The 22,298-nt window shown below is 62.7% G+C and carries 16 protein-coding genes; 11 read left to right on the forward strand and 5 right to left on the reverse strand.

Going from position 1 to position 22,298, the window contains the following annotated elements; genetic code table 11:
• The first annotated feature begins 110 nt into the window (after positions 1 to 110).
• The 4 genes from xdhA to guaD all read left to right on the forward strand — a co-directional run bounded on the left by xdhA (position 111) and on the right by guaD (position 6,291).
• Positions 111 to 1,565 (forward strand): xanthine dehydrogenase small subunit, encoded by a 1,455-nt coding sequence (xdhA, locus tag ACIPW4_RS16120; RefSeq protein ID WP_400659383.1) that lies wholly within the window; start codon positions 111 to 113, stop codon positions 1,563 to 1,565.
• Positions 1,558 to 3,957: a xanthine dehydrogenase molybdopterin binding subunit gene (gene xdhB / locus ACIPW4_RS16125; RefSeq protein ID WP_400659385.1), complete on the forward strand. Its 2,400-nt coding sequence runs from the start codon at positions 1,558 to 1,560 to the stop codon at positions 3,955 to 3,957. Before xdhA ends, xdhB begins: the two co-directional genes overlap by 8 nt.
• A 173-nt stretch (positions 3,958 to 4,130) precedes the next feature.
• On the forward strand, positions 4,131 to 4,976 hold the full coding sequence (gene xdhC / locus ACIPW4_RS16130; protein WP_400659387.1) for a xanthine dehydrogenase accessory protein XdhC: 846 nt from the start codon (positions 4,131 to 4,133) through the stop codon (positions 4,974 to 4,976).
• A 10-nt stretch (positions 4,977 to 4,986) separates the two neighbouring features.
• Positions 4,987 to 6,291, forward strand: a complete 1,305-nt coding sequence (gene guaD, locus ACIPW4_RS16135) for a guanine deaminase (protein ID WP_400659389.1) — start codon at positions 4,987 to 4,989, stop codon at positions 6,289 to 6,291.
• Here the strand turns inward: guaD and aqpZ are convergent.
• From aqpZ to ACIPW4_RS16150, 3 genes are all read right to left on the reverse strand, one after another.
• Positions 6,288 to 6,986: an aquaporin Z gene (gene aqpZ, locus ACIPW4_RS16140; protein ID WP_400659391.1), complete on the reverse strand. Its 699-nt coding sequence runs from the start codon at positions 6,984 to 6,986 to the stop codon at positions 6,288 to 6,290. The two genes, guaD and aqpZ, sit on opposite strands and share 4 nt — an antisense overlap.
• 151 nt (positions 6,987 to 7,137) lie before the next feature.
• A complete protein-coding gene (locus ACIPW4_RS16145; RefSeq protein WP_400659393.1) occupies positions 7,138 to 12,033 on the reverse strand; it encodes a hypothetical protein in 4,896 nt (1,631 codons plus the stop codon).
• A gap of 109 nt (positions 12,034 to 12,142) precedes the next feature.
• Positions 12,143 to 12,898 (reverse strand): GntR family transcriptional regulator, encoded by a 756-nt coding sequence (locus tag ACIPW4_RS16150; protein ID WP_400659395.1) that lies wholly within the window; start codon positions 12,896 to 12,898, stop codon positions 12,143 to 12,145.
• A 283-nt stretch (positions 12,899 to 13,181) separates the two neighbouring features.
• Here ACIPW4_RS16150 and ACIPW4_RS16155 point away from each other — a divergent pair, with 283 nt between their 5' ends.
• The gene (locus ACIPW4_RS16155) at positions 13,182 to 14,531 is read left to right on the forward strand and encodes an NCS2 family permease (RefSeq protein ID WP_056801455.1); all 1,350 of its coding nucleotides are present in this window, start codon (positions 13,182 to 13,184) and stop codon (positions 14,529 to 14,531) included.
• 106 nt (positions 14,532 to 14,637) lie between these two features.
• On the opposite strand, the gene ACIPW4_RS16160 is transcribed toward ACIPW4_RS16155, so the two are convergent.
• Both ACIPW4_RS16160 and uraH read right to left on the reverse strand, forming a co-directional pair.
• Positions 14,638 to 15,399 (reverse strand): RHS repeat-associated core domain-containing protein, encoded by a 762-nt coding sequence (locus tag ACIPW4_RS16160; protein ID WP_400659398.1) that lies wholly within the window; start codon positions 15,397 to 15,399, stop codon positions 14,638 to 14,640.
• A 181-nt stretch (positions 15,400 to 15,580) separates the two neighbouring features.
• Positions 15,581 to 15,934, reverse strand: a complete 354-nt coding sequence (uraH, locus tag ACIPW4_RS16165; RefSeq protein ID WP_400659400.1) for a hydroxyisourate hydrolase — start codon at positions 15,932 to 15,934, stop codon at positions 15,581 to 15,583.
• 376 nt (positions 15,935 to 16,310) lie between these two features.
• On the opposite strand from uraH, the gene puuE reads away from it, so the two are divergent.
• The 6 genes from puuE (at position 16,311) to ACIPW4_RS16195 (ending at position 22,179) form a co-directional block, all read left to right on the forward strand.
• Entirely contained in the window at positions 16,311 to 17,237 is a 927-nt protein-coding gene (gene puuE / locus ACIPW4_RS16170; RefSeq protein ID WP_400659402.1) for an allantoinase PuuE, read from the forward strand.
• Positions 17,237 to 17,752: a 2-oxo-4-hydroxy-4-carboxy-5-ureidoimidazoline decarboxylase gene (gene uraD, locus ACIPW4_RS16175; protein ID WP_103446552.1), complete on the forward strand. Its 516-nt coding sequence runs from the start codon at positions 17,237 to 17,239 to the stop codon at positions 17,750 to 17,752. The genes puuE and uraD overlap by 1 nt, the downstream gene beginning before the upstream one ends.
• A 51-nt stretch (positions 17,753 to 17,803) precedes the next feature.
• Positions 17,804 to 18,307, forward strand: a complete 504-nt coding sequence (locus ACIPW4_RS16180) for an ureidoglycolate lyase (RefSeq protein WP_167065432.1) — start codon at positions 17,804 to 17,806, stop codon at positions 18,305 to 18,307.
• 45 nt (positions 18,308 to 18,352) lie between these two features.
• A complete protein-coding gene (locus ACIPW4_RS16185) occupies positions 18,353 to 19,681 on the forward strand; it encodes a urate hydroxylase PuuD (protein WP_400659405.1) in 1,329 nt (442 codons plus the stop codon).
• A 213-nt stretch (positions 19,682 to 19,894) separates the two neighbouring features.
• Positions 19,895 to 21,250: a nucleobase:cation symporter-2 family protein gene (locus tag ACIPW4_RS16190; protein ID WP_400659407.1), complete on the forward strand. Its 1,356-nt coding sequence runs from the start codon at positions 19,895 to 19,897 to the stop codon at positions 21,248 to 21,250.
• A gap of 143 nt (positions 21,251 to 21,393) precedes the next feature.
• Positions 21,394 to 22,179, forward strand: coding sequence for an outer membrane protein OmpK (locus ACIPW4_RS16195; RefSeq protein WP_400659409.1), 786 nt, complete (start codon positions 21,394 to 21,396; stop codon positions 22,177 to 22,179).
• The last annotated feature ends 119 nt before the right edge of the window (positions 22,180 to 22,298 follow it).

Below are 22,298 nucleotides of genomic sequence, written 5' to 3' on the forward strand. Positions count from 1 at the left end.
GCGGCGACACGCGCTATTTCTTGACCTTACAGTCAGAAAAATATTGACCGCTGCGACAGGTCTGCTTATTGTCCGCTCAACAACAATAAAACCATTGCGAGGCCATCCCCGTGATCCAGTTTCTCGTCAACCAGGAGCTGCGTAGTGAGCATGCCCTGGACCCGAACATGACGGTGCTGCAATACCTGCGCGAGCACCTGGGCAAATCCGGCACCAAGGAGGGCTGCGCCAGTGGCGACTGCGGCGCCTGCACCGTGGTGGTGGGTGAGCTTGTCCAGGACGAACACGGCGAGGACAGCCTGCGCTATCGCAGCCTGAACTCCTGCCTGACGTTCGTCTCCTCCTTGCACGGCAAGCAACTGATCAGCGTCGAGGGCCTCAAGCACAACGGGCAATTGCACAGCGTGCAACAGGCCATGGCCGATTGCCATGGTTCGCAATGCGGCTTCTGCACGCCTGGCTTCGTCATGTCGCTGTTCGCCCTGCAGAAGAACAGCCAGGGCGCCGACCTGCATCAGGCCCAGGAAGCCCTGGCCGGCAACCTGTGCCGCTGCACTGGCTATCGGCCGATTCTCGACGCCGCCGAGCAGAGTTGCCGCCAGCCTTGCCGCGACCAGTTCGACGCCCAGCAGGCACAGACCATCGCTCGCCTGCGGGCGATTGCCCCGACCCAGACCGGCGAGCTCAACAGTGGCGACAAGCGTTGCCTGGTACCCCTCACCGTGGCCGACCTGGCCGAGCTGTACAGCTCGCACCCCGAAGCCCGCCTGCTGGCCGGTGGTACCGACCTGGCGCTGGAGGTCACCCAGTTCCACAAGACCCTGCCGGTGATGATCTACGTCGGCCACGTCGCCGAACTCAAGCGCATCGACAAGACCGCCAGCCACCTGGAAATCGGCGCCGCCACCCCGCTGACCGACTGCTACGGCGCACTCCACGAGGAGTACCCGGACTTCGGCGACCTGCTGCACCGCTTCGCCTCGCTGCAGATCCGCAACCAGGGCACCCTGGGCGGCAACATCGGCAACGCCTCGCCGATCGGCGACTCGCCGCCCCTGCTGATCGCCCTGGATGCGCAGGTCGTGCTGCGCCAGGGTGAACGCCAGCGGGTGATACCGCTGGAAGACTACTTCATCGACTACCGCATCACCGCCCGCCAGGACAGCGAGTTCATCGAGAAGATCATCGTGCCACGCGCCAGCAACGACTGGGCCTTCCGAGCCTATAAAGTGTCCAAGCGCCTGGACGACGATATCTCCGCCGTGTGCGGCGCCTTCAACCTGAGTATCGAAGACGGCGCGGTCAGCGGCGTGCGCATCGCCTTCGGCGGCATGGCGGCCATTCCCAAGCGCGCCCGCGCCTGCGAAGCGGCCTTGCGCGGCAAACCGTGGAATCAAGCCAATGTCGAACGCGCCTGCCAGGCCCTGGCCGAAGACTTCACCCCGCTCAGCGACTTCCGCGCCAGCAAGGAATACCGCCTGCTGACCGCGCAGAACCTGCTGCGCAAGTACTTCATCGAACAGCAAACGCCCTACATCGAGACCCGGGTGACCGACTATGTCTAACCATCACGTAGCCAAGAGCCAGGCCGAGATGGCCGAACTGTTCAGCCATGATCTGACCACCGGGGTCGGCCGCAGCGTCAAGCACGACAGCGCCGACAAGCATGTGTCGGGCGAGGCGCAGTACATCGACGACCGCCTGGAATTCCCCAACCAGCTGCATGTCTACGCGCGCACCTCAGACCGTGCCCATGCGCGCATCCTGCGCATCGACACCACGCCCTGCTACGCCTTTGAAGGCGTGCGCATCGCCATCACCCATGAAGACATCCCGGGCCTGAAAGATATCGGCCCGGTGGTCGCTGGCGACCCGCTGCTGGCCATCGACAAAGTCGAGTTCTTCGGCCAGCCGGTGCTCGCCGTGGCGGCCTGTGACCTCGATACCGCACGCCGTGCAGCCATGGCCGCCATTGTCGAATACGAGGACCTGGAGCCGGTGCTGGACGTGGTCGACGCCCTGCGCAAGAAGCACTTCGTGCTCGACAGCCATACCCATCAGCGCGGCGATTCGGCCGCAGCCCTGGCCAGCGCCCCGCACCGCCTGCAAGGCACCCTGCACATCGGCGGCCAGGAGCACTTCTACCTGGAAACCCAGATTTCCTCGGTGATGCCTACCGAAGACGGCGGCATGATCGTCTATTGCTCCACGCAGAACCCTACCGAAGTGCAGAAGCTGGTCGCCGAAGTGCTCGACGTACCGATGAACAAGGTGGTGCTGGACATGCGCCGTATGGGCGGCGGCTTCGGCGGCAAGGAAACCCAGGCGGCAAGCCCTGCCTGCCTGTGCGCGGTGATCGCGCGCCTGACCGGTCAACCGACCAAGATGCGCCTGCCACGGGTCGAAGACATGACCATGACCGGCAAGCGCCACCCGTTCTATGTGGAGTACGACGTCGGCTTCGACGACGACGGCCGCCTGCACGGCATCAACCTCGACCTGGCGGGCAACTGCGGCTACTCGCCGGACCTGTCCGGGTCTATCGTCGACCGCGCCATGTTCCACTCCGACAACGCCTATTACCTGGGCGAGGCCACCGTGCACGGCCACCGCTGCAAGACCAACACCGCCTCCAACACCGCCTACCGCGGCTTCGGCGGCCCCCAGGGCATGGTCGCCATCGAACAGGTGATGGACCACATCGCCCGTCACCTGGGCCGCGACCCGCTGGCCGTGCGCAAGGCCAACTATTACGGCAAGACCGAGCGCAACGTCACCCACTACTACCAGACCGTCGAGCACAACATGCTCGAGGAAATGACCGCCGAGCTCGAAGCCAGCAGCGACTACGCCGAACGCCGCGAGTCGATCCGCCGCTTCAATGCCAACAGCCCGGTGCTGAAGAAGGGCCTGGCGCTGACGCCGGTCAAATTCGGTATCTCGTTCACTGCCACCTTCCTCAACCAGGCCGGCGCGCTGATCCATATCTACACCGACGGCAGCATTCACCTGAACCATGGCGGCACCGAAATGGGCCAGGGCCTGAACACCAAGGTGGCACAGGTGGTAGCGCAGGTGTTCCAGGTCGATTTCAACCGTATCCAGATCACCGCCACCAACACCGACAAGGTGCCCAACACTTCGCCGACGGCAGCTTCCAGCGGTGCCGACCTGAACGGCAAGGCCGCCCAGAACGCCGCAGAGATCCTCAAGAAGCGCCTCACCGAGTTTGCCGCACGGCACTATCAGGTGACCGAGGAGGACGTCGAGTTCCGCAACGGCCATGTGCGCGTGCGCGACCAGATCGTCAGCTTCGAACAGCTGGTGCAGCAGGCCTACTTCGCCCAGGTATCGCTGTCGACCACCGGCTTCTACCGCACGCCGAAGATCTTCTACGACCGCAGCCAGGCACGCGGCCGGCCGTTCTACTACTACGCCTTCGGCGCTGCCTGCGTGGAGGTGATCGTCGACACCCTGACCGGCGAGTACAAGATGCTGCGCGCCGACATCCTGCATGACGTGGGTGATTCGCTGAACCCGGCCATCGACATCGGCCAGGTCGAAGGCGGTTTCATCCAGGGCATGGGCTGGCTGACCACCGAAGAGCTGGTGTGGAACGCCAAGGGCAAGCTGATGACCAACGGCCCGGCCAGTTACAAGATCCCGGCGGTGGCCGACATGCCATTGGACCTGCGGGTAAAGCTGGTGGAGAACCGCAAGAACCCGGAAGACACCGTGTTCCACTCCAAGGCCGTGGGCGAGCCACCGTTCATGCTCGGCATCGCCGCCTGGTGTGCACTCAAGGACGCCGTGGCCAGCATCGCCGACTACCGCGTGCAGCCGCAGGTGGATGCGCCGGCAACGCCGGAGCGGGTGTTGTGGGGGTGCGAGCAGATGCGCAAGGCGGTGGCCCAGCAGCAACCGACCGAACAGGAACTGGAAACCGTCACCCAGTAATACCGCAGGACCGCTTTTTTGTGGGAGCGGCCTTGCGTCGCGAAAGGGCCGCGCAGCGGCCCCAGCAATAGCTGCATCAACACCGAAACCCTGGGGCCGCTGCGCGCCCCTTTCGCGACGCAAGGCCGCTCCCACACACAGCGGACCGGGTTGATCTGAAGAGGATCTGAATCATGCACCATTGGATCAACGCCCTCGCCGACCACCAGTCCCGTGGCGAAGCCTGCGTGCTGGTGACCATCATCGAAGAGCGCGGGTCGACCCCGCGCAACGCCGGCTCGAAGATGGTCGTTAGTGCCACCGGCCTGTTCGACACCATCGGCGGCGGCCACCTGGAATACAAGGCGCTGCACATCGCCCGGCAGATGCTCGAGGAACACCGCATCACGCCGCACCTGGAGCGTTTCAGCCTCGGCGCCAGCCTGGGCCAGTGCTGCGGCGGCGCCACCGTGCTGCTGTTCGAGCCGATGGCCGCGGTGCAGGCGCAGATCGCCGTGTTCGGCGCGGGCCATGTCGGCCGTGCTCTGGTACCCTTGCTCGCCGCGCTGCCCTGCAAGGTGCGCTGGATCGACTCGCGTGAACAGGAATTCCCCGAACTCATCCCCAGCGGGGTGAGCAAGATCGTCAGTGAGGAACCGGTCGACGAAATCGCAGACCTGCCGCCCGGCAGCTACTGCATCGTCATGACCCATAACCACCAGCTCGACCTGGAACTGACCGCCGCCATTCTCAAGCGCAACGATTTCACCTGGTTCGGCCTGATCGGCTCGAAGACCAAACGGGTCAAGTTCGAGCACCGCCTGCGCGAGCGTGGCTTTGATGATGCCGTGCTGGCGCGCATGCGTTGCCCGATGGGCCTGCCCGAGGTCAAGGGCAAGCTGCCGATCGAAATTGCCGTGTCCATCGCCGGCGAAATCATTGCCACCTACAACGCCTGCTTCGGCCAGCACGACGCTGCCGCCAACGCCGGACCCATTGCCCAGTTGCTGCCGCCCTCCCGGCGCAGCCAAGCCCTATGACGAGTGTGTTATGACCGTTACCCGCAAAGCCTACCGTGCCGCCATCCTGCACAGCATCGCCGACCCGGCCGAGGTGGGCCTGGACGCTTCCCATGAGTATTTCGAAGACGGCCTGCTGGTGATCGACGATGGCCGCATCAGTGCCGTCGGCCCTGCCAGCGAACTGCTGCCGACGCTGGATGCCGACATCGACGTGGTGCATTACCAGGACGCGCTGATTACCCCGGGCTTCATCGACACCCACATCCACTTCCCGCAGACCGGCATGATCGGCTCCTACGGTGAACAGCTGTTGGACTGGCTGAACACCTACACCTTCCCCTGCGAAAAGCAGTTTGCCGACAAGGATCACGCCGACAAGGTGGCGAAGATCTTCCTCAAGGAGCTGCTGCGCAACGGCACCACCACCGCCCTGGTGTTCGGCAGCGTGCACCCGCAGTCGGTCAATGCCCTGTTCGAAGAAGCCGAGCGCCTGGACCTGCGGATGATCGCCGGCAAGGTCATGATGGACCGCAACGCCCCGGACTACCTGACCGATACCGCCGAGTCCGGTTACACCGAGAGCAAACAGCTGATCGAGCGCTGGCACGGCAAGGGTCGCCTGCATTATGCGGTCACCCCACGTTTCGCCCCGACCAGCACCCCTGAGCAGTTGGCCCTGGCCGGCCAGTTGCTCAAGGAACACCCGGGCGTGTACATGCACACCCACCTGTCGGAAAACCTCAAGGAGATCGACTGGGTCAAGTCGCTGTTCCCTGAGCAGAAGGGCTACCTGGACGTCTACGACCACTTCGAGCTGCTGGGCGAGCGCTCGGTGTTCGCCCACGGCGTGCACCTGTGTGACGACGAATGCCAGCGCCTGGCCGAAACCGGCTCGGCTGTGGCCTTCTGCCCGACCTCCAACCTGTTCCTCGGCAGCGGCCTGTTCAACCTGCCCCAGGCCGAGCGCTTCAAGGTGAACGTGGGCCTGGGCACCGACGTGGGCGCTGGCACCAGCTTCTCGCTGCTCAACACCCTGAACGAGGCGTACAAGGTGATGCAGCTGCAAGGCGCGCGCCTGCACCCGTACAAGTCGCTGTACCTGGCCACCCTAGGCGGCGCTCGCGCACTGCGCCTGGACGACCGGATCGGCAGCCTGCGCCCGGGCAACGACGCCGACTTCGTGGTGCTCGACTACAAGGCCACGCCGCTGCTGGACTACCGCATTCAGCAGTCCAACAGCATCGAGGAAACCCTGTTCGTGCTGACCACCCTGGGCGACGACCGCACCGTGCGCGAAACCTACGCCGCCGGGCGCTGCGTGCACCAGCGCTAAGGCTCTCTGGCCAGGCCCCGGTACAACGCGCCGCCGATTGCAGCCCCGATCAGCGGCGCCACCCAGAACAGCCACAGCTGCTGCAGGGCCCAGCCACCGACGAACAACGCCGGCCCCGTGCTGCGCGCGGGGTTGACCGAGGTATTGGTCACCGGGATCGAGATCAGGTGGATCAGGGTCAGCGCCAGGCCGATGGCGATCGGCGCAAAACCTGCCGGGGCCCGGGCGTCGGTGGCGCCCATGATCACCACCAGGAACATCGCCGTCATCACCACTTCACTGACAAAGCCCGCCCCCAGCGAATAGCCGCCTGGCGAGTGATCGGCATAGCCATTGGACGCCAGGCCCGCCGACAGCTCGAAACCGGCTTTGCCACTGGCAATGAAGTAGATCACCGCCGCCGCGAGAATGGCGCCGATCACCTGGGCGATGACGTAAGGCAGCAACTCCCTGGCCGGGAACCGCCCGCCGACGACCAGCCCGAAAGACACGGCGGGGTTGAGATGGCAACCGGAGATATGGCCGATGGCGAATGCCATGGTCAGCACGGTGAGACCGAAGGCGAAGGCGACACCGAGCACACCGATGCCCAGAGGAGAACTGGCAGCGATAACTGCGCTGCCACAACCGCCAAGTACCAGCCAGAAGGTACCGATCAGCTCGGCACCCATTCGTTTACCCAGAGACATGGTCATGGACCTTTCCTCAAGTAGTTGAACGCACGGGATGCGCAAGCCCAACTGCTTGATGAAGGTTTGCAGAGGACAATCTAGCAGAGCGTTGGCCGATGGCCAGTGTTGCAAAGGGGCTGCACGGCAGCCCCTCGCGTGCGTCGGCGCCTGCGGGTCAGAAATCGGCCACACGCAACAACGCGACCTGGCCAATATGCGGACCCTGCCCCAGGCGTAGCACCGCTGTCATGCGTATGACCTGGCCACTCGCCTCAGCTGCCTGCAAGTGGTGTAACGCGGCGGCTGGCAGCTGTAGCCTCCAGGTCTGCAGCCAGTCCGCCGACAACATGGCGAGGCCATCCTGTAGCGGGAACTGCACGGTCTCTTGCTCACTCACAGCCAGTGCCACCAGGTAGACTCGATTGCTGACAGGGTGGTGGTACAACGCCGAACCACCATTGCGGTACTGCTGGACCAGGCCGTAACGCACCAGCATGTCATCGACCGCACTCAGGGCATGCTGACGCATCCGGGTACCACTGACGGCGGCCAGCATTTGCTGGCCAGGGCCATCGACCGGGCTCAGGTGATACACGAGAGGACGGGCTGTGGCTGTCTCGACGGGCAGCGCCAGCTGCCAACCATGCCCAGCCTGCAACCTCGGCAACTGATGCGCATCGAGCAACAGCAAGGGGTCCGCTGCATCATCGAGCCTGCTGTTGCCTACTGCCCAGCCAAAGGTCACCCGCTCCAGTTCCAGCAGGCGCTGATGGTCGCTGACTTGGCCACGTTCGAATACATGCCGAGCGGCATTCAGGGCGCTCTGCCGGGTGAGCCCGCTTCGTGCGTCACTGATGCGTCGACCCAGCGCTACCGGAAACAAAGGCCTTCGCACCGTCCAGCCGCCGTGGCCACTGACGATCAGCCAAGGTTGCTCGCCGAAGCGTTCACGGATGCAAACGTCCAGCGCCTCGAATGTCAGCGGCGCAGGCAGGCTCGATGAGCGGCTGAGGAATATATGGCTACTGGTAGGCGCAGCAAATACCGGCAGCAAGCGCCCATCGATGCTTACACCGGCGACATCGTCCGAGGCACCACTGCCATACAGCCCTGACGCAAGGGGCAACTCCCGATCGGCGGTTGCAACTGGCCGCAAGTCGTGCCGCCAGTTTCGCAGCAGCGAGGGCTGAGCGTGATCGGTAGTGGTCATCCTCACACGCTCCCAGACCAGCGCGGTTCGATCGCTCCCGTGCAAATGCAGACCGCCCAGCAGCGGTCGCAACAGCCCTTGTCGACGTGCCGAACGCAATGCCGCAGCTTGCTGCAGATTGTGCATCGAGGAAATCATCGTATCGAGCCATGCATCACTGAGCAGCGGCACCCCGGTGCCGCCTTGCAATGAGAGCTGCCCCAACCTCCGCTGTTGCAGCAACACGTACACATTGCGCAGCCCACGGCGAGTGAACAACACCAAGGTGCGTTCCGCTGTGCTGTTGGCGGTCATTATCTGGTAGCCGCGCGCCATTATCACGGAGCGCAGCAAGGCGGTCATCGCGCTCGGCAGTGGGTCAGCCAGTGCGGCACGCATGGCCAGATGCTCCGACGGCAACAGATCCCAGGCCAGTTGCCGCAGGCTCGAATCGCCCGTGCGCAGCGGCATGTGCACTGCAACACCATTCAGCGGTCTGACACTCATCTCTTGCAACGGGTCCAACGTAGGCTCGTCCAGGCGCGCCAGCAGCCTGTTCAGGCGCCTCTGGGTCAGCGCTCCGGTGTTCGGATCGGCACTCCGATACAGGGTTTCACCCAGCGCCGTCACGCTAGCGTCGCTCAGGGAAGGAAAGCGGTTCGCCAAGCGCTGTCGGAAAGTCTGCTCGAATGCCCCCAGCACTTCCGGTGCTTCGGCGGCGGTGGCGCCCAACTGCACCCGAACCGGGCCGGCTCCGTACTCGATCAAGGCGTCAAGTTGCTGAAGATTGTCCGGCAAGGCTCCCGTCGGTGCGATATACACCAGGCCGCCAGTGTGATTGTTGGGCAGAATCGGGTAGTAGTGCCCCTGCACACGTACCCCAGGGTAGCTCTCCCCCCTGTTACCAAAACGAACACTGACCCAACCATCATGATGCACTTGGATCTGAGCGCTGGCCTGCATGTTCCAGCGCACTGCTTGCCAGCCCTGACCCGGTGGCGTGACGTCGGCCGAGCCTCCTGCTTGCCGCAGATACTGGCGGGCCCAGGCCGGGGGAGCACCGTCCTGGATATAGGCATAGGCGAATTCCTCCGGGAAGTCACCGCCCCCAGGGAACTCGTAACGCGCCAGCAGCCGCCGAGCAATGGCCACCGCCTGGGGTCGGCTACTGCCGGCCAATGGCTGGTGGCGGCTGTTTGGGCCAAAATCGGCGAACAGTTTTTCAGCAGTTGTCAGTTTACCGCCCCCCCCACGCAAGCCGACGTCGGCGTGCATGACCCAACGCGCACCATCACGCTGCACGGGTGCTTCGTATAGACGTGTGGCCGTCGCCCGCAGGCGCAACGTCGATTCACCGCTGCGGCGGTAAACCGCGTAGGCAAGGCCGTCTTGCCAGATATACTGCTGGCCGTTGTGACGCCAGGTGTTGGCATCCGCACCCTTCAAGGGCTCGGCCCCGACCAGTGGGTGGCCGGCCGCATAGCCGGTGAACGGCAGCCGGGCAGTGCGTTGCTGGGCCACGCGGCGTACCACTCGACGCAAGGCTGCAGCCGACGCACCGAACGGCAGTGCCGTCAGCAGGATATCTACCAGGCCCGCTACCACGCTGACCGCCCCACCCAGCAGTTGCAGGTTGCTGCCCGTGCGCCAGGCTTCGGCGATTTCCTGAGCGCCATGGTAAATGTCCTCGACGCTGTACCAGCTGCCTAGCCCCGGCACCACGCCCAATGCCGCGCGAAGGTAGCCAATGTGACGCAGATGATTGGCTTGGACATTGTCCTTGTGAATGCTCGCCTGACTGCGCCCTTGGGCCCGCGCCTGGGCAATGCGCCGGTTGCGACAACCCGCCAGTCGTATGCCGACCAAGGTCGGCTCCAGGGCAACGGCGCTGCTCAGGTAGCCTTCATAGTTGCGCTGGGCCGCTTGCCGTAAGTAACTGAGCAGCGCCACCGGATCGTTACCGCAACGTTGAGCGACGTAGGCAGCCACATCGTTGCGCGTACGGATTGCATCGGCCAATGCGCTGAGTGCCTCGGCCTTGCTTTCCCGCTCGATCAGGCGCAAGCCCTGCGGCGCATCCGGCATGCAAATGAGCGTGCGGCCAGATGCATCCACCAGCATACCCACGCCTTCGATGGACTGGCCGAGCTCCTCGCTGGACGTCACCACTGGCCAGTGCAACTCCAGGCCCGCGTCAACCAGCGACTGCCGGGTTTGCGCGGCAGCGGCCAACCGCAGCATCTGCGCCGCCGCCTCGCTGATCACGTTGCGCCAGCATTCGCCGGCCGCCAGCAGTTGCAGTTCCAGGCGATAGGGTTGGCTAAGGCGCTCCGAGTTCTCGGCCCGATTCAGGTCGAAGGCGGCACGCACTTTCTCCTGGTACTGGCGCAACGGATCAAGCGCGGTCAACACACGCCCCAGGTAGCCTGGGTCCAGGGTATGTTCCGGCCAGCGCGCCATGTTCAAGCGGGTAACTTCATCCTCGCTGTCCGGGTCAAAGCCCTCACAGGCCAACTCGGCCACGGTGCTGGCCACATAAGGCAGCGTGTAGTCCAGCGAGGGATCGGGCCGCCACAGCAGAATTTCGTCGACGGCCACCTCAATGCCCAGGTCTTGCTGCAAGCGCGTCTTGAGTAACTGGCCAGCCCACTCGGGAAACAGCGGCGCCTCCACTTGCAGCCATGCCTCCAGGGTCATGGAGCTGTTGTGATATGCCTGCAACTGCCGGGCATAAGCCTGCCGCTCGGTGTAGCTGCGCGACAGCACCCAGGCTGGCATATGCTCGATCAGGGCATCCATCTGCCATTGTCGCTCCGCCTGGGCCAGCGCCGCCACTCGGCAGGTATCAGCAGGGATCATCAGAGCCGCACGGGCCATCTGCAGCCAGCGCTCGGCCTGGATCAGGTCGACCTGTTGCGCCAGGGTGGCCTGCCAATGCCCGAGCAAGTCATCGAACAAGCCCACCAGGCCATCGTTACTGGCCACCAGCTGCAACACCCCCTCCACCTCTTCCAGTGACGCAGCCGCGGGCAAGCCGCCGGCTTGCAAGGTGAAGCGCAGCCGCTGCAGTAGCCTCTGGCGGTCATCCACACACATCAGCCCGCCACCTTCGCCCTGCACCCAGAGCAACCAGGGCATGCTGTGCTGGCCGGTCTGCCAGCCGGCCTTGTCGGCCAGTACCCAGACGCCAGGGACGCGCGCCTGGCCATGCTGCACGGCGAGCCAGACGACGTGTTGATCGCCTTGGCCTTGGGGGAACAGCAGGCGGCTGGCCTCGCTGGGCAGCTGGCCTTCCTCCTGTTGCAAGCGCGCCTCGGCCCGCATGGCCTGGAGCGTGGCTTCGCGCAGAGGTTGCAGCAACCTACGCCAGTCAGCCATTGGCCGCTGCAGAATGCGCTGCACTTGAGTCCAGCCGGCATGGCGCGCGTCATGCTGCGCTCTCCAAGGCGCCAGCGAGGCGCTACTTGGGGCGGCTTGGCCGAAGCGCGTCAACAGACGTTGCAGGTAGTCTTGCAGGTAGCGATCATTCAGGCGCGCGGGGTAACCGGGCGGCTGACTGCCCAACGGCAACAGCTCGGCATATTCACGGGCCTGTACCTCTAGTGCGGCATCCGCCGCATGCCGCCAAACCTCGGGTTGCAGGGCAATAGCATCGGCCAGGTCGGCAATCCCGGAAGGGAGCAGCAGGCGCCATTGTTCAGGGGTAGTGGGTTGCGCATCGATTGCCTCGTGCAGCCGGTTCAACCAGTGCACGGGGTACTCGGCCTGCGCCAGGTGCGACAGCAGGTTGAAGCGAGCCCGGTCGAGCAATTGCAGGTCGATGGAGGGTGGGTTGGCGTGCGCAACGGGCAGCGTTGCCAGCAAGGTATCCAGATTGTCCATGATTGGGCTCCTGATGGTGGAGCCGCAACCCTAGGCAGTTACCGCTGTGGAGGGTGGTAGATGAATAACGGCACTGCCCCGCCCGGCAATGACAGCCGCTGGCAAACGATCAACCTTTGGCCGAAACCTTGGGCTTTTTCAGCAAATGCGAGAAGACGGCGTGCAGGTCGTCCGAGGCACTTCCTTCGTCCAGGTTGAGTTTGCTGTCGATGTGATCCATGTGGTGCATCATCAAGCTTACCGCCTGTTTCGCGTCCCGCGCCTCGATCGCGTCGATCAACTGCATGTGTTCGTCATAAGAGCAATGCGAGCGGTTGCCGCTCTCGTACTGGGCGATAATCAGCGACGTCTGCGACACCAGGCTGCGCTGGAAGCTGACCAGCGGCGCGTTGCCCGCAGCCTCGGCCAGCTTGAGGTGAAATTCGCCGGAGAGGCGAATGCCGGCACCACGATCACCCCGGGAAAAGCTGTCGCGCTCTTCGCGGACCATCTGGCGCAGTTCGTTCAATTGCTCGACCGTGGCGTGCTGCACTGCCAGTTCGGTAATGGCGCGCTCGACCATACGCCGCGAGAAGAACACCTGGCGCGCCTCCTCCACCGTAGGGCTGGCCACCACGGCACCGCGGTTCGGCCGCAGCAGCACCACGCTTTCGTGGGCCAGACGCGACAGGGCACGGCGGATGATGGTGCGGCTGACGCCAAAGATCTCGCCCAGCGCTTCCTCGCTCAACTTGGTGCCCGGCGCCAGTCGCTGTTCGAGGATGGCCTCGAAAATATGCGCATAGACGATGTCGTCCTGGGTACCACTGCGGCCAGCCTTACCGACGCGCACAGGTTTTTTCAGAGGTTGCAGCTGTTCGTTCATGGGCTCTCGAGGCACGAAGAGAAAGTATGGCGCCATTGTACACAGGCTGAGGCGATTCCGCAGGAGGCGTTTTACCTATATAGCCGTTATACGACGCATTGCGCACACAAAACATAAAACATTATTTGCATTCTTTGTACACAAAAGCATAATCCACCGGGCAACATCTTGACCCATGAGTCAACAAACCGGTCAGACGTCTGCCTTCCCTCGCGGAGCCACCAAGTGCATTGCTCAGGACAATGGCTCCAACAACAACAAGAAAGACTTGAGGAGTATCGCTGTGGAAAGCCGCAAATCCGAAGCCCCTACGCTGGATCTCGCGCCACCGCTCGAAACGAGTTGGCTGGAACGGATTTTCAAACTCAAGCAACACGGCAGCACCGTCAAAACCGAAATGATCGCCGGGGTGACCACCTTCATCACCATGGCCTATATCATCTTCGTCAACCCCAACATCATGGCCGACGCCGGCATCGACCATGGTGCCGCCTTCGTCGCCACCTGCATCGCCGCCGCCCTCGGCTGCCTGCTGATGGGCCTGTACGCCAACTGGCCGGTGGGCCTGGCGCCGGGTATGGGGCTAAATGCCTTCTTTACCTACACCGTGGTCGGCACCATGGGCTACAACTGGGAAACGGCGCTGGGAGCGGTGTTCGTCTCCGGCGTGCTGTTCATGTTCCTGACCTTGTCGAAAGTGCGCGAGTGGTTGCTCAACAGCATTCCAGTGAGCCTGCGCCATGCCATGGGGGCTGGCGTCGGATTGTTCCTCGGGCTGATCGGCCTGAAAACCGCCGGCATCATCGTCGACAGCCCCGCCACCCTGATCAAGCTGGGTTCGCTGCATGAGCCAGGGCCTCTGTTGGCGGCCGTGTGCTTCCTGCTGATCGCCATCCTCAGCTACAAGCGCGTGTTTGGCGCAATCCTGATCAGCATCATCGGCGTCACCCTGGCCGGCTGGGGCCTGGGCCTGGTCAAGTTCGGCGGGGTGATGTCGATGCCGCCAAGCCTGGCACCGACCTGGATGGCCATGGATGTGGCGGGGGTGTTCAACGTCAGCATGATCAGCGTGGTGCTGGCGTTCCTGTTCGTGCACATGTTCGACACTGCCGGCACGCTGATGGGCGTGGCGCAGCGGGCCAACCTGGTGGCACCGGACGGGCGCATCGAGAACCTGTCGCGGGCGTTGAAGGCTGACAGTGCTTCGAGCGTGTTTGGCGCCGTGGTGGGTGTGCCGCCAGTTACCAGCTATGTGGAAAGTGCTGCGGGTGTCGCTGCGGGCGGCCGGACTGGCCTGACGGCGGTAGTGGTTGGCCTGCTGTTCGTGGCGGCGATGTTCTTTGCTCCGTTGGCCGGGATGATTCCTGCCTATGCAACTGCGGGCGCGTTGATCTACGTGGCCATGTTGATGATGGGTAGCATGGCGCACATTCACTGGGACGAAGCCACCGACAGCATTCCGGCAATCGTGACGGTGATCATGATGCCGCTGACCTTCTCGGTCGCCGATGGTATTGCCCTGGGCTTTATCAGCTATGTGGCGCTGAAGGCCGGTACCGGCAAGTACAAGGAAATCTCCGCCAGCCTGTGGGTGCTGTGCGCGATTTTCATTGCCAAGTTTGTGTTCCTGTAAATCCCTCCCATTGGCAAAGGGCGCTTCGGCGCCCCTTGTCAATTTCCCAAATGCGATCGCTTGGTGGGCAAGCTGATACACGCGAAGGACGGGCAGCCTAATGCCTTCAGAAGCTGAAACCTGAGTCAGCTCGCACGAGCTTCACTTCAATATCGAGCGTGCGCAAGTATTGTTCTGCGACATACAAGCGCTGGGGAGGGGGCTGATAATGGCCGGAATAGTTATCGATAGAAAACTCACCATTTTTTGGGCTGATATACCCTGCGCTTACGACTGAATCGCTCGCACCAAGCCCTAATCGCTCTGCAAGGCTAGCGTGAGTAGGCATGCCTGCGTCAGATTTGGCGCTAAAGACCGCGAATTCATTGTTTTCCGTCAGAACGTATTTGTGAGTCTGCTCCCCGTCGAGTAAGTCGAGTGCCATTTTGCTTTTTACAACCTTGTACTCGACAGAAGCAGCCTTGATTGCCAGCCTTGATTGCAGCACTTCATCCGCAAGATATACGGCCCCATTGTTCTTTAGCGTAGTGCCCTGAACTGGAACCATGGAATCTACCATAGTACGAGCGGCGGTCAGAGCTCTGGTTACTAAGTTCCTGAAAATGGGCCATTTCCCACTGGAGTCATGTCCATTGACAGGGTCGCTCAGGCAGTAGACATAGGCATTGACGCCGCCCCTGAGGAAAGGGCTATAGGCATCTGGGCTGATGAATCGCATCAGGCGGGGGTTATATATTCGGTGCCCGTTTCCGAGCGCATAGCCTCCCAATTCAGCATGAAAAAACTGACCATTGAAACCTAATGCTCCAGTGGTCGCCGCTTGGGTGCTTCGGTAACCATAGGGCAAATACGCATTTGTTCTGCTCATCAGCCAGGCTCCTCGGGAGTCACGCGAAGTCCGATCATGCCGCACGGCCCTATGAGTGACTACTGACAGAAATATCAGTCACGCAGCTGATTCCACCTGACTTTTATAAACAGCAGACGAAAAAAAGCCCGCCAGTGTGGGAGCGGGCCAAAGGACCTACGAAGATTCTTCTAGCGACCAACTAGCTTCCGCGATAGGTCGAATAGCTGTACGGCGAGATCAGCAGCGGCACGTGGTAGTGCTCCTGCGTTTCATCGATGCCGAAGCGCAGCACGACAACATCCAAAAATGCAGTGTCCGGCAGCTGCACGCCGCGGGCACGGTAGTAGGCGCCAGCGCTGAATTGCAGCTGATAGACGCCGGTACGGTAATCGTCACCCTGCAGCAGCGGGGCGTCGACGCGGCCATCGCTGTTGGTCAGGGCAGTGTTCACCAGCTCCAGCTGCTGGCCTTCGACGCGGTACAGCTCGACCTTGATCGAGCTGCCTGGGCAGCCATGCGCGGCATCCAGTACGTGTGTGGTCAAACGTCCCATCTGCTTGTCGCCTCTTGTTCAATCTATGGGCAAAAAATACACAGCTGACGCCCCGATATAGGGCCTGCGATGTGCGGGAATGACGCCATTAAGACATTTCAACGCCAGATTGTACACAATTTTTTGATCCCTTCCGTCGCGACCCCGCCAAAACGCCCTTCAGTCGCAAATTCAGGCGGTGCACGGACGTGAATGCCATTAGCTGACCAATCAGGCAGGTTTCTTGCAACCCATTCTCAAGCGACAAAAGGGAAGAAATGCGGAAAAACAGGCTTACAAAAGATTTCAGAAGTTGTATACAATCAGCCCATCCGGTGGTGCGACATCCCGACGCGGCACGCCCACCCCGCACCAACACACAAGAAGGAAGACTGCAGTGAGCGCTGACTACCCTCGCGACCTGATCGGTTACGGCAACAACCCTCCTCACCCGCAATGGCCGGGCAACGCTCGCATCGCGCTGTCTTTCGTCCTCAACTACGAAGAAGGCGGCGAACGCAACATTCTGCACGGTGACAAAGAGTCCGAAGCCTTCCTGTCGGAGATGGTTGCTGCCCAGCCGCTGCAGGGCCAGCGCAACATGAGCATGGAATCGCTGTACGAGTACGGCAGCCGCGCCGGCGTGTGGCGCCTGCTCAAGCTGTTCAAGGACAGCAGCGTACCGCTGACCATCTTCGCCGTGGCCATGGCCGCCCAGCGCCACCCCGACGTGATCCGCGCCATGGCCGAAGCCGGCCACGAGATCTGCAGCCACGGCTACCGCTGGATCGACTACCAGAACATGGACGAGGCCCAGGAGCGCGAGCACATGCTCGAAGCCATCCGCATCCTTACCGAGCTCACCGGCGAGCGCCCGGTCGGCTGGTACACCGGCCGCACCGGCCCGAACACCCGCCGCCTGGTGATGGAGGAAGGTGGCTTCCTCTATGACAGCGACACCTACGACGACGACCTGCCCTACTGGGAGCCGAACAACCCCACCGGCAAGCCGCACCTGGTGATCCCCTACACCCTCGACACCAACGACATGCGCTTCACCCAGGTGCAGGGCTTCAACTGCGGCGAGCAGTTCTTCCAGTACCTGAAAGACGCCTTCGACGTGCTCTACGCCGAAGGTGCCGAAGCGCCGAAGATGCTGTCCATCGGCCTGCACTGCCGCCTGGTCGGCCGCCCGGCGCGCCTGGCTGCGCTCAAGCGCTTCGTCGATTACGCCAAGAGCCATGACCAGGTCTGGTTCGCCCGTCGCGTGGACATCGCCCGCCACTGGCACGCCACCCACCCGTACAAGAAAGAGAACGCCTGATGACCGCCTTCAAGACCCTCAAGCCCTCCGCCCTGGACCGTGACGCCTTCGTCAAGGTGTTCGCCGACATCTACGAGCACTCGCCGTGGGTCGCCGAAAAAGCCTACGACCTGGGCCAACTGGGCGAACTGGACGAGATCGAGGCACTGCACCAGCGCATGAGCGACATCCTGCTCAGCGCCAACCACGCCGACCAGCTGGCGCTGATCAACGCTCACCCGGACCTGGCCGGCAAGGCCGCCATCCAGGGCGAGCTGACCGAATCGAGCACCAACGAACAGGCCGGCGCCGGCATCCACGAGTGCACCGCCGAAGAGTTCGCCCGGTTCACCGAACTGAACGACGCCTACAAGGCCAAGTTCCAGTTCCCGTTCATCATGGCGGTCAAAGGCAGCAACCGGCACCAGATCCTCGCCGCCTTCGAAAAACGCATCCACAACGACACCGATGCGGAGTTCAAGGAAGCCCTGGCGCAGATCAACCTGATCGCCCTGTTCCGCCTGCTGCAGCTGTAAGCAACAGCCGAACCCTATTTCAGAAAAACGAACAACAGAAGAGATAACCGCATGCGCACCCTGATGATCGAGCCCCTGACCAAAGAAGCCTTCGCCGAATTCGGAGACGTGATCGAAACCGATGGCAGCGACCACTTCATGATCAACAACGGCTCGACCATGCGCTTTCACAAGCTCGCCACGGTCGAGACCGCCGAGCCTGAAGACAAGGCGATCATCAGCATCTTCCGCGCCGACGCGCTGGACATGCCGCTGACCGTGCGCATGCTGGAGCGCCATCCGCTGGGCAGCCAGGCTTTCATCCCGCTGCTCGGCAACCCCTTTCTGATCGTGGTCGCGCCGGTTGGCGATGCACCTGTATCAGGCTTGGTCCGTGCCTTCCGTAGTAACGGCAGGCAGGGCGTCAATTACCATCGCGGCGTCTGGCACCACCCGGTGCTGACGATCGAAAAGCGGGATGACTTCCTGGTGGTTGATCGCAGTGGTTCTGGCAACAACTGCGATGAGCATTACTTCACCGAGGAACAGATGCTGATCCTCAATCCCCACCAATAAGAAAAGGTCGGTCATCGTTCACGGTGATCGGCAGAGGTACATACTGTGGAAGCACACCTTCACGAATGGCTGAACCTGAGCATTCGCTGGGTTCACATGATCACCGGTGTCGCCTGGATCGGTGCATCGTTCTACTTCGTCTGGCTGGAGAACCACCTGAACCGAAGCAACCCGCGCGATGGGTTGTCGGGTGATCTCTGGGCAATTCACGGCGGTGGTATCTACCACCTGGAGAAATACAAGCTCGCACCCCCGAAAATGCCCGAGAACCTGCACTGGTTCAAATGGGAAGCCTACTTCACCTGGATGTCCGGTATCGCCCTGCTGTGCGTGGTGTTCTACTGGAACCCGACCCTGTACCTGCTGGCACCCGGCAGCACCCTCAGCGGTGCTGAAGGCGTGGCCATCGGTATCGGCTCGCTGGTGGCCGGCTGGTTCATCTACGACTTCCTGTGCGACTCGCCGCTGGGCAAGCACCCTGCCCTGCTCGGTGCCGTGCTGTTCGTCCTGATCATCGCTGCCTGCTTCGGCTTCAGCCTGGTGTTCAGCGGCCGTGGTGCGTACCTGCACACCGGCGCGATCATCGGCACCATCATGGTCGGCAACGTGTTCCGCATCATCATGCCGGCCCAGCGCCAGCTGGTGGCGGCGATCGAGAACAACCAGACCCCTGACCCGGTACTGCCGGCCAAGGGCCTGCTGCGCTCGCGTCACAACAACTACTTCACCCTGCCGGTGCTGTTCATCATGATCAGCAACCACTTCCCGAGCACCTACGGTAGCCAGTACAACTGGCTGATCCTGGCCGGTATCGCAGTAGCCGCGGTTCTGATTCGCCACTACTTCAACACCCGCCACGACAGCAACAAGTACGCCTGGACCCTGCCGGTCGGTGCCCTGGCGATGATCTGCCTGGCCTATGTCACCGGTCCCAAGCCGATGGCAGTCAGCCCTGAGCAGGCCGCGGCGAAGGTCGAGTACCAGCCATTGCCAGCCACCGCCGTAGGCGGCAAGACCGCCGCCGAGCTGCGCGCCGAGGAAGCTGCCAAGGCCGCCGAAGCCCCAGCCGCACCAGCCGAGGCCCCGGCCCAGGCGACCGCGCAGGCCGCCGGTGGCAGCTTCGACAAGATCCACAACGTCATCCAGGAACGCTGCACCGTGTGCCACTCGTCGAAACCGACCAGCCCACTGTTCAGCGCAGCACCTGCCGGCGTGATGTTCGACACCCCGCAGCAGATCCAGGCCCAGGCCGCGCGCATCCAGGCGCAAGCGGTCGCCAGCCAGATCATGCCGCTGGGCAACATCACCCAGATGACTGCCGAAGAGCGCAAGCTCGTCGGTGACTGGATCGCCAAAGGCGCCCAGGTCAACTGATCCACCCTCTCCTGCCTGGGCGTCCGCGCGCCCGGGCGGGGGCGGCCTTGCGCCGCAAGAGGCCGGCAACCCCGGCCTCGCCCTTATAGATTCATGCAACAAGCAAGCATCGAGCGTTCGACTGCATGCGGGAACCCCAGGCTGCCGCCACCGGGCCTGCCGTATGCGACTGGCGCTTGGATCCGAGAATAAAAACAAAACTCGAGGTGCTGCATGTCCGAGTCACGCAAGGCGTACATTCCAGTTGCGCCGCCGCGACAGCCTCTGCCCCTGTTCCAACTGATCCTGGTTGGCTTGCAACACGTGCTATTGATGTACGGCGGGGCGATCGCCGTCCCTCTGATCATCGGCCAGGCCGCGGGTCTGTCCCGTGAAGAAGTCGCTTTTCTGATCAACGCCGACCTGCTGGTCGCCGGTGTCGCCACCATCATCCAGTCGTTCGGTATCGGTCCGGTCGGGATCCGCATGCCGGTGATGATGGGTGCCAGCTTCGCTGCCGTCGGCAGCATGGTGGCCATGGCCGGCATGCCGGGCGTCGGCCTGCAGGGGATCTTCGGCGCGACTATCGCTGCCGGGTTCTTCGGCATGCTGATGGCACCGTTCATGTCCAAGGTCGTGCGTTTCTTCCCGCCGCTGGTCACCGGTACGGTGATCACCTCGATTGGCCTGTCGCTGTTCCCGGTGGCGGTCAACTGGGCCGGTGGCGGCGAGAGCGCTGCAACCTTCGGTTCGCCGATCTACCTGCTGGTGGCCGGCCTGGTGCTGGCGGTCATCCTGTTGATCAACCGCTTCATGCGCGGCTTCTGGGTCAACGTGTCGGTGCTGGTGGGCATGGGCCTGGGCTACATCCTGGCCGGCTCCATCGGCATGGTCGACCTGTCTGGTCTGGGCGATACGCCGTGGCTGCAAGTGGTCACGCCACTGCACTTCGGCATGCCGACCTTCAGCCTGGCGCCGATCCTGTCGATGTGCCTGGTGGTGGTGATCATCTTCGTCGAGTCCACGGGCATGTTCCTCGCCCTGGGCAAGGTGACTGATCGCGAAGTCACCCCCGGGATGTTGCGTCGCGGCCTGCTGTGCGATGCCGGTGCGTCGTTCGTCGCTGGCTTCTTCAACACCTTCACCCACTCCTCGTTCGCCCAGAACATCGGCCTGGTGCAGATGACTGGCGTGCGCTGCCGTTACGTCACGGTTACGGCGGGTGCACTGCTGATCCTGCTCAGCCTGCTGCCCAAGGCGGCCTACCTGATTGCCTCGATCCCGCCTGCGGTACTGGGCGGCGCGTCCATCGCCATGTTCGGCATGGTCACCGCCACCGGGATCAAGATCCTCCAGGAAGCCGACATCGGCGATCGTCGCAACCAGCTGCTGGTGGCGGTGAGCATCGGCTTTGGCCTGATCCCCGTGGTCAAGCCGGAGTTCTTCGCGCAGATGCCGCAATGGATGGAACCGATCACCCACAGCGGGATCGCCATGGCCACGGTCAGTGCCCTGGTACTCAACGTGCTGTTCAACATCCTCGGTGGTGCCGAGCGCGCCGTGCATAACGACGCCTGCCACCAGCATTGAGCCTTGGTCGGGGCGGCGCAGTTTGCCGCCCCTGCTCGTTTTCCGCAGTAACCGCTTCACCGTCGGCCCGCCGGAATGGGCCGCTCGGGGCGCCTGCGCGCCGAATAAACCCAAACAAAAACAATAAGTCCGGGAATCACAACATGAAGCGCATCACCACGTCCCTGCTGCTGGGCAGCAGCCTGCTGGCCACCCTCCCCGCGCACGCAGGCGATTGGCTGCTGTGGCATGGCGAAAGCCTGACGTACCTGTACGGCAAGGACTTCAAGGTCAACCCCGATATCCAGCAGACCATCACCTTCGAACACGCCAACAAATGGAAGTACGGCGACACCTTCATGTTCGTCGACAAGATTTTCTACAACGGCAAGCCCGACGCCAGCAAAGGCGTGACCACCTATTACGGCGAGTTCAGCCCGCGCCTGTCTTTCGGCAAGATCTTCGACCAGAAGCTCGCCTTCGGCCCGGTCAAGGATGTGCTGCTGGCCATGACCTACGAGCGAGGCGAAGGCGACAACGAGGCCTACCTGATCGGCCCCGGCTTCGATCTGGACATCCCCGGCTTCAACTACTTCACGCTGAACTTCTATGTACGCAACACCGAAGGCAGCCGCCCGGGCGACAATGTCTGGCAGATCACCCCCGGCTGGTCGTACACCATCCCGGTGGGCAGATCGGACATTCTGATTGACGGTTACATGGACTGGGTCCCCGACAACGACCAGAACAGCCGCGGCACCTACCACGCCAACCTGCACTTCAACCCGCAGGTCAAATACGACCTGGGGAAGGCGCTGAACCTGGGCGCCAAGCAGCTCTACGTCGGCTTTGAGTACAGCTACTGGAAAGACAAGTACGGCATCGACAGCCGCGGCAATCTGGAGAGCAACCAGAGTGTCGCCAGTGCGCTGATCAAGGTACATTTCTAAAATATTGACCAAACGCTCAAGTTTGAATCACTGTGCTCCAGGACGGAGCACTTGAGGCGCGGCGCGCAAGCCAGTAATCTGCGCGCCCCCTCGATCGGGGCAGGAGGGATTCTGCCCGC

The sequence above is a fragment of the Pseudomonas sp. NPDC089996 genome, assembly GCF_044748405.1.
Classification (GTDB): Bacteria; Pseudomonadota; Gammaproteobacteria; order Pseudomonadales; family Pseudomonadaceae; genus Aquipseudomonas.

Bases quoted from the DNA above. Each gene is read 5' to 3' on its own strand.
- uraH (WP_400659400.1), bottom strand. From the start codon at position 15,934: ATGGGACGTTTGACCACACACGTACTGGATGCCGCGCATGGCTGCCCA.
- xdhB (WP_400659385.1), top strand. From the start codon at position 1,558: ATGTCTAACCATCACGTAGCCAAGAGCCAGGCCGAGATGGCCGAACTG.
- ACIPW4_RS16160 (WP_400659398.1), bottom strand. From the start codon at position 15,399: ATGAGCAGAACAAATGCGTATTTGCCCTATGGTTACCGAAGCACCCAA.
- ACIPW4_RS16195 (WP_400659409.1), top strand. From the start codon at position 21,394: ATGAAGCGCATCACCACGTCCCTGCTGCTGGGCAGCAGCCTGCTGGCC.
- guaD (WP_400659389.1), top strand. From the start codon at position 4,987: ATGACCGTTACCCGCAAAGCCTACCGTGCCGCCATCCTGCACAGCATC.
- xdhC (WP_400659387.1), top strand. From the start codon at position 4,131: ATGCACCATTGGATCAACGCCCTCGCCGACCACCAGTCCCGTGGCGAA.
- uraD (WP_103446552.1), top strand. From the start codon at position 17,237: ATGACCGCCTTCAAGACCCTCAAGCCCTCCGCCCTGGACCGTGACGCC.
- ACIPW4_RS16180 (WP_167065432.1), top strand. From the start codon at position 17,804: ATGCGCACCCTGATGATCGAGCCCCTGACCAAAGAAGCCTTCGCCGAA.
- ACIPW4_RS16190 (WP_400659407.1), top strand. From the start codon at position 19,895: ATGTCCGAGTCACGCAAGGCGTACATTCCAGTTGCGCCGCCGCGACAG.
- ACIPW4_RS16145 (WP_400659393.1), bottom strand. From the start codon at position 12,033: ATGGACAATCTGGATACCTTGCTGGCAACGCTGCCCGTTGCGCACGCC.
- aqpZ (WP_400659391.1), bottom strand. From the start codon at position 6,986: ATGACCATGTCTCTGGGTAAACGAATGGGTGCCGAGCTGATCGGTACC.
- ACIPW4_RS16150 (WP_400659395.1), bottom strand. From the start codon at position 12,898: ATGAACGAACAGCTGCAACCTCTGAAAAAACCTGTGCGCGTCGGTAAG.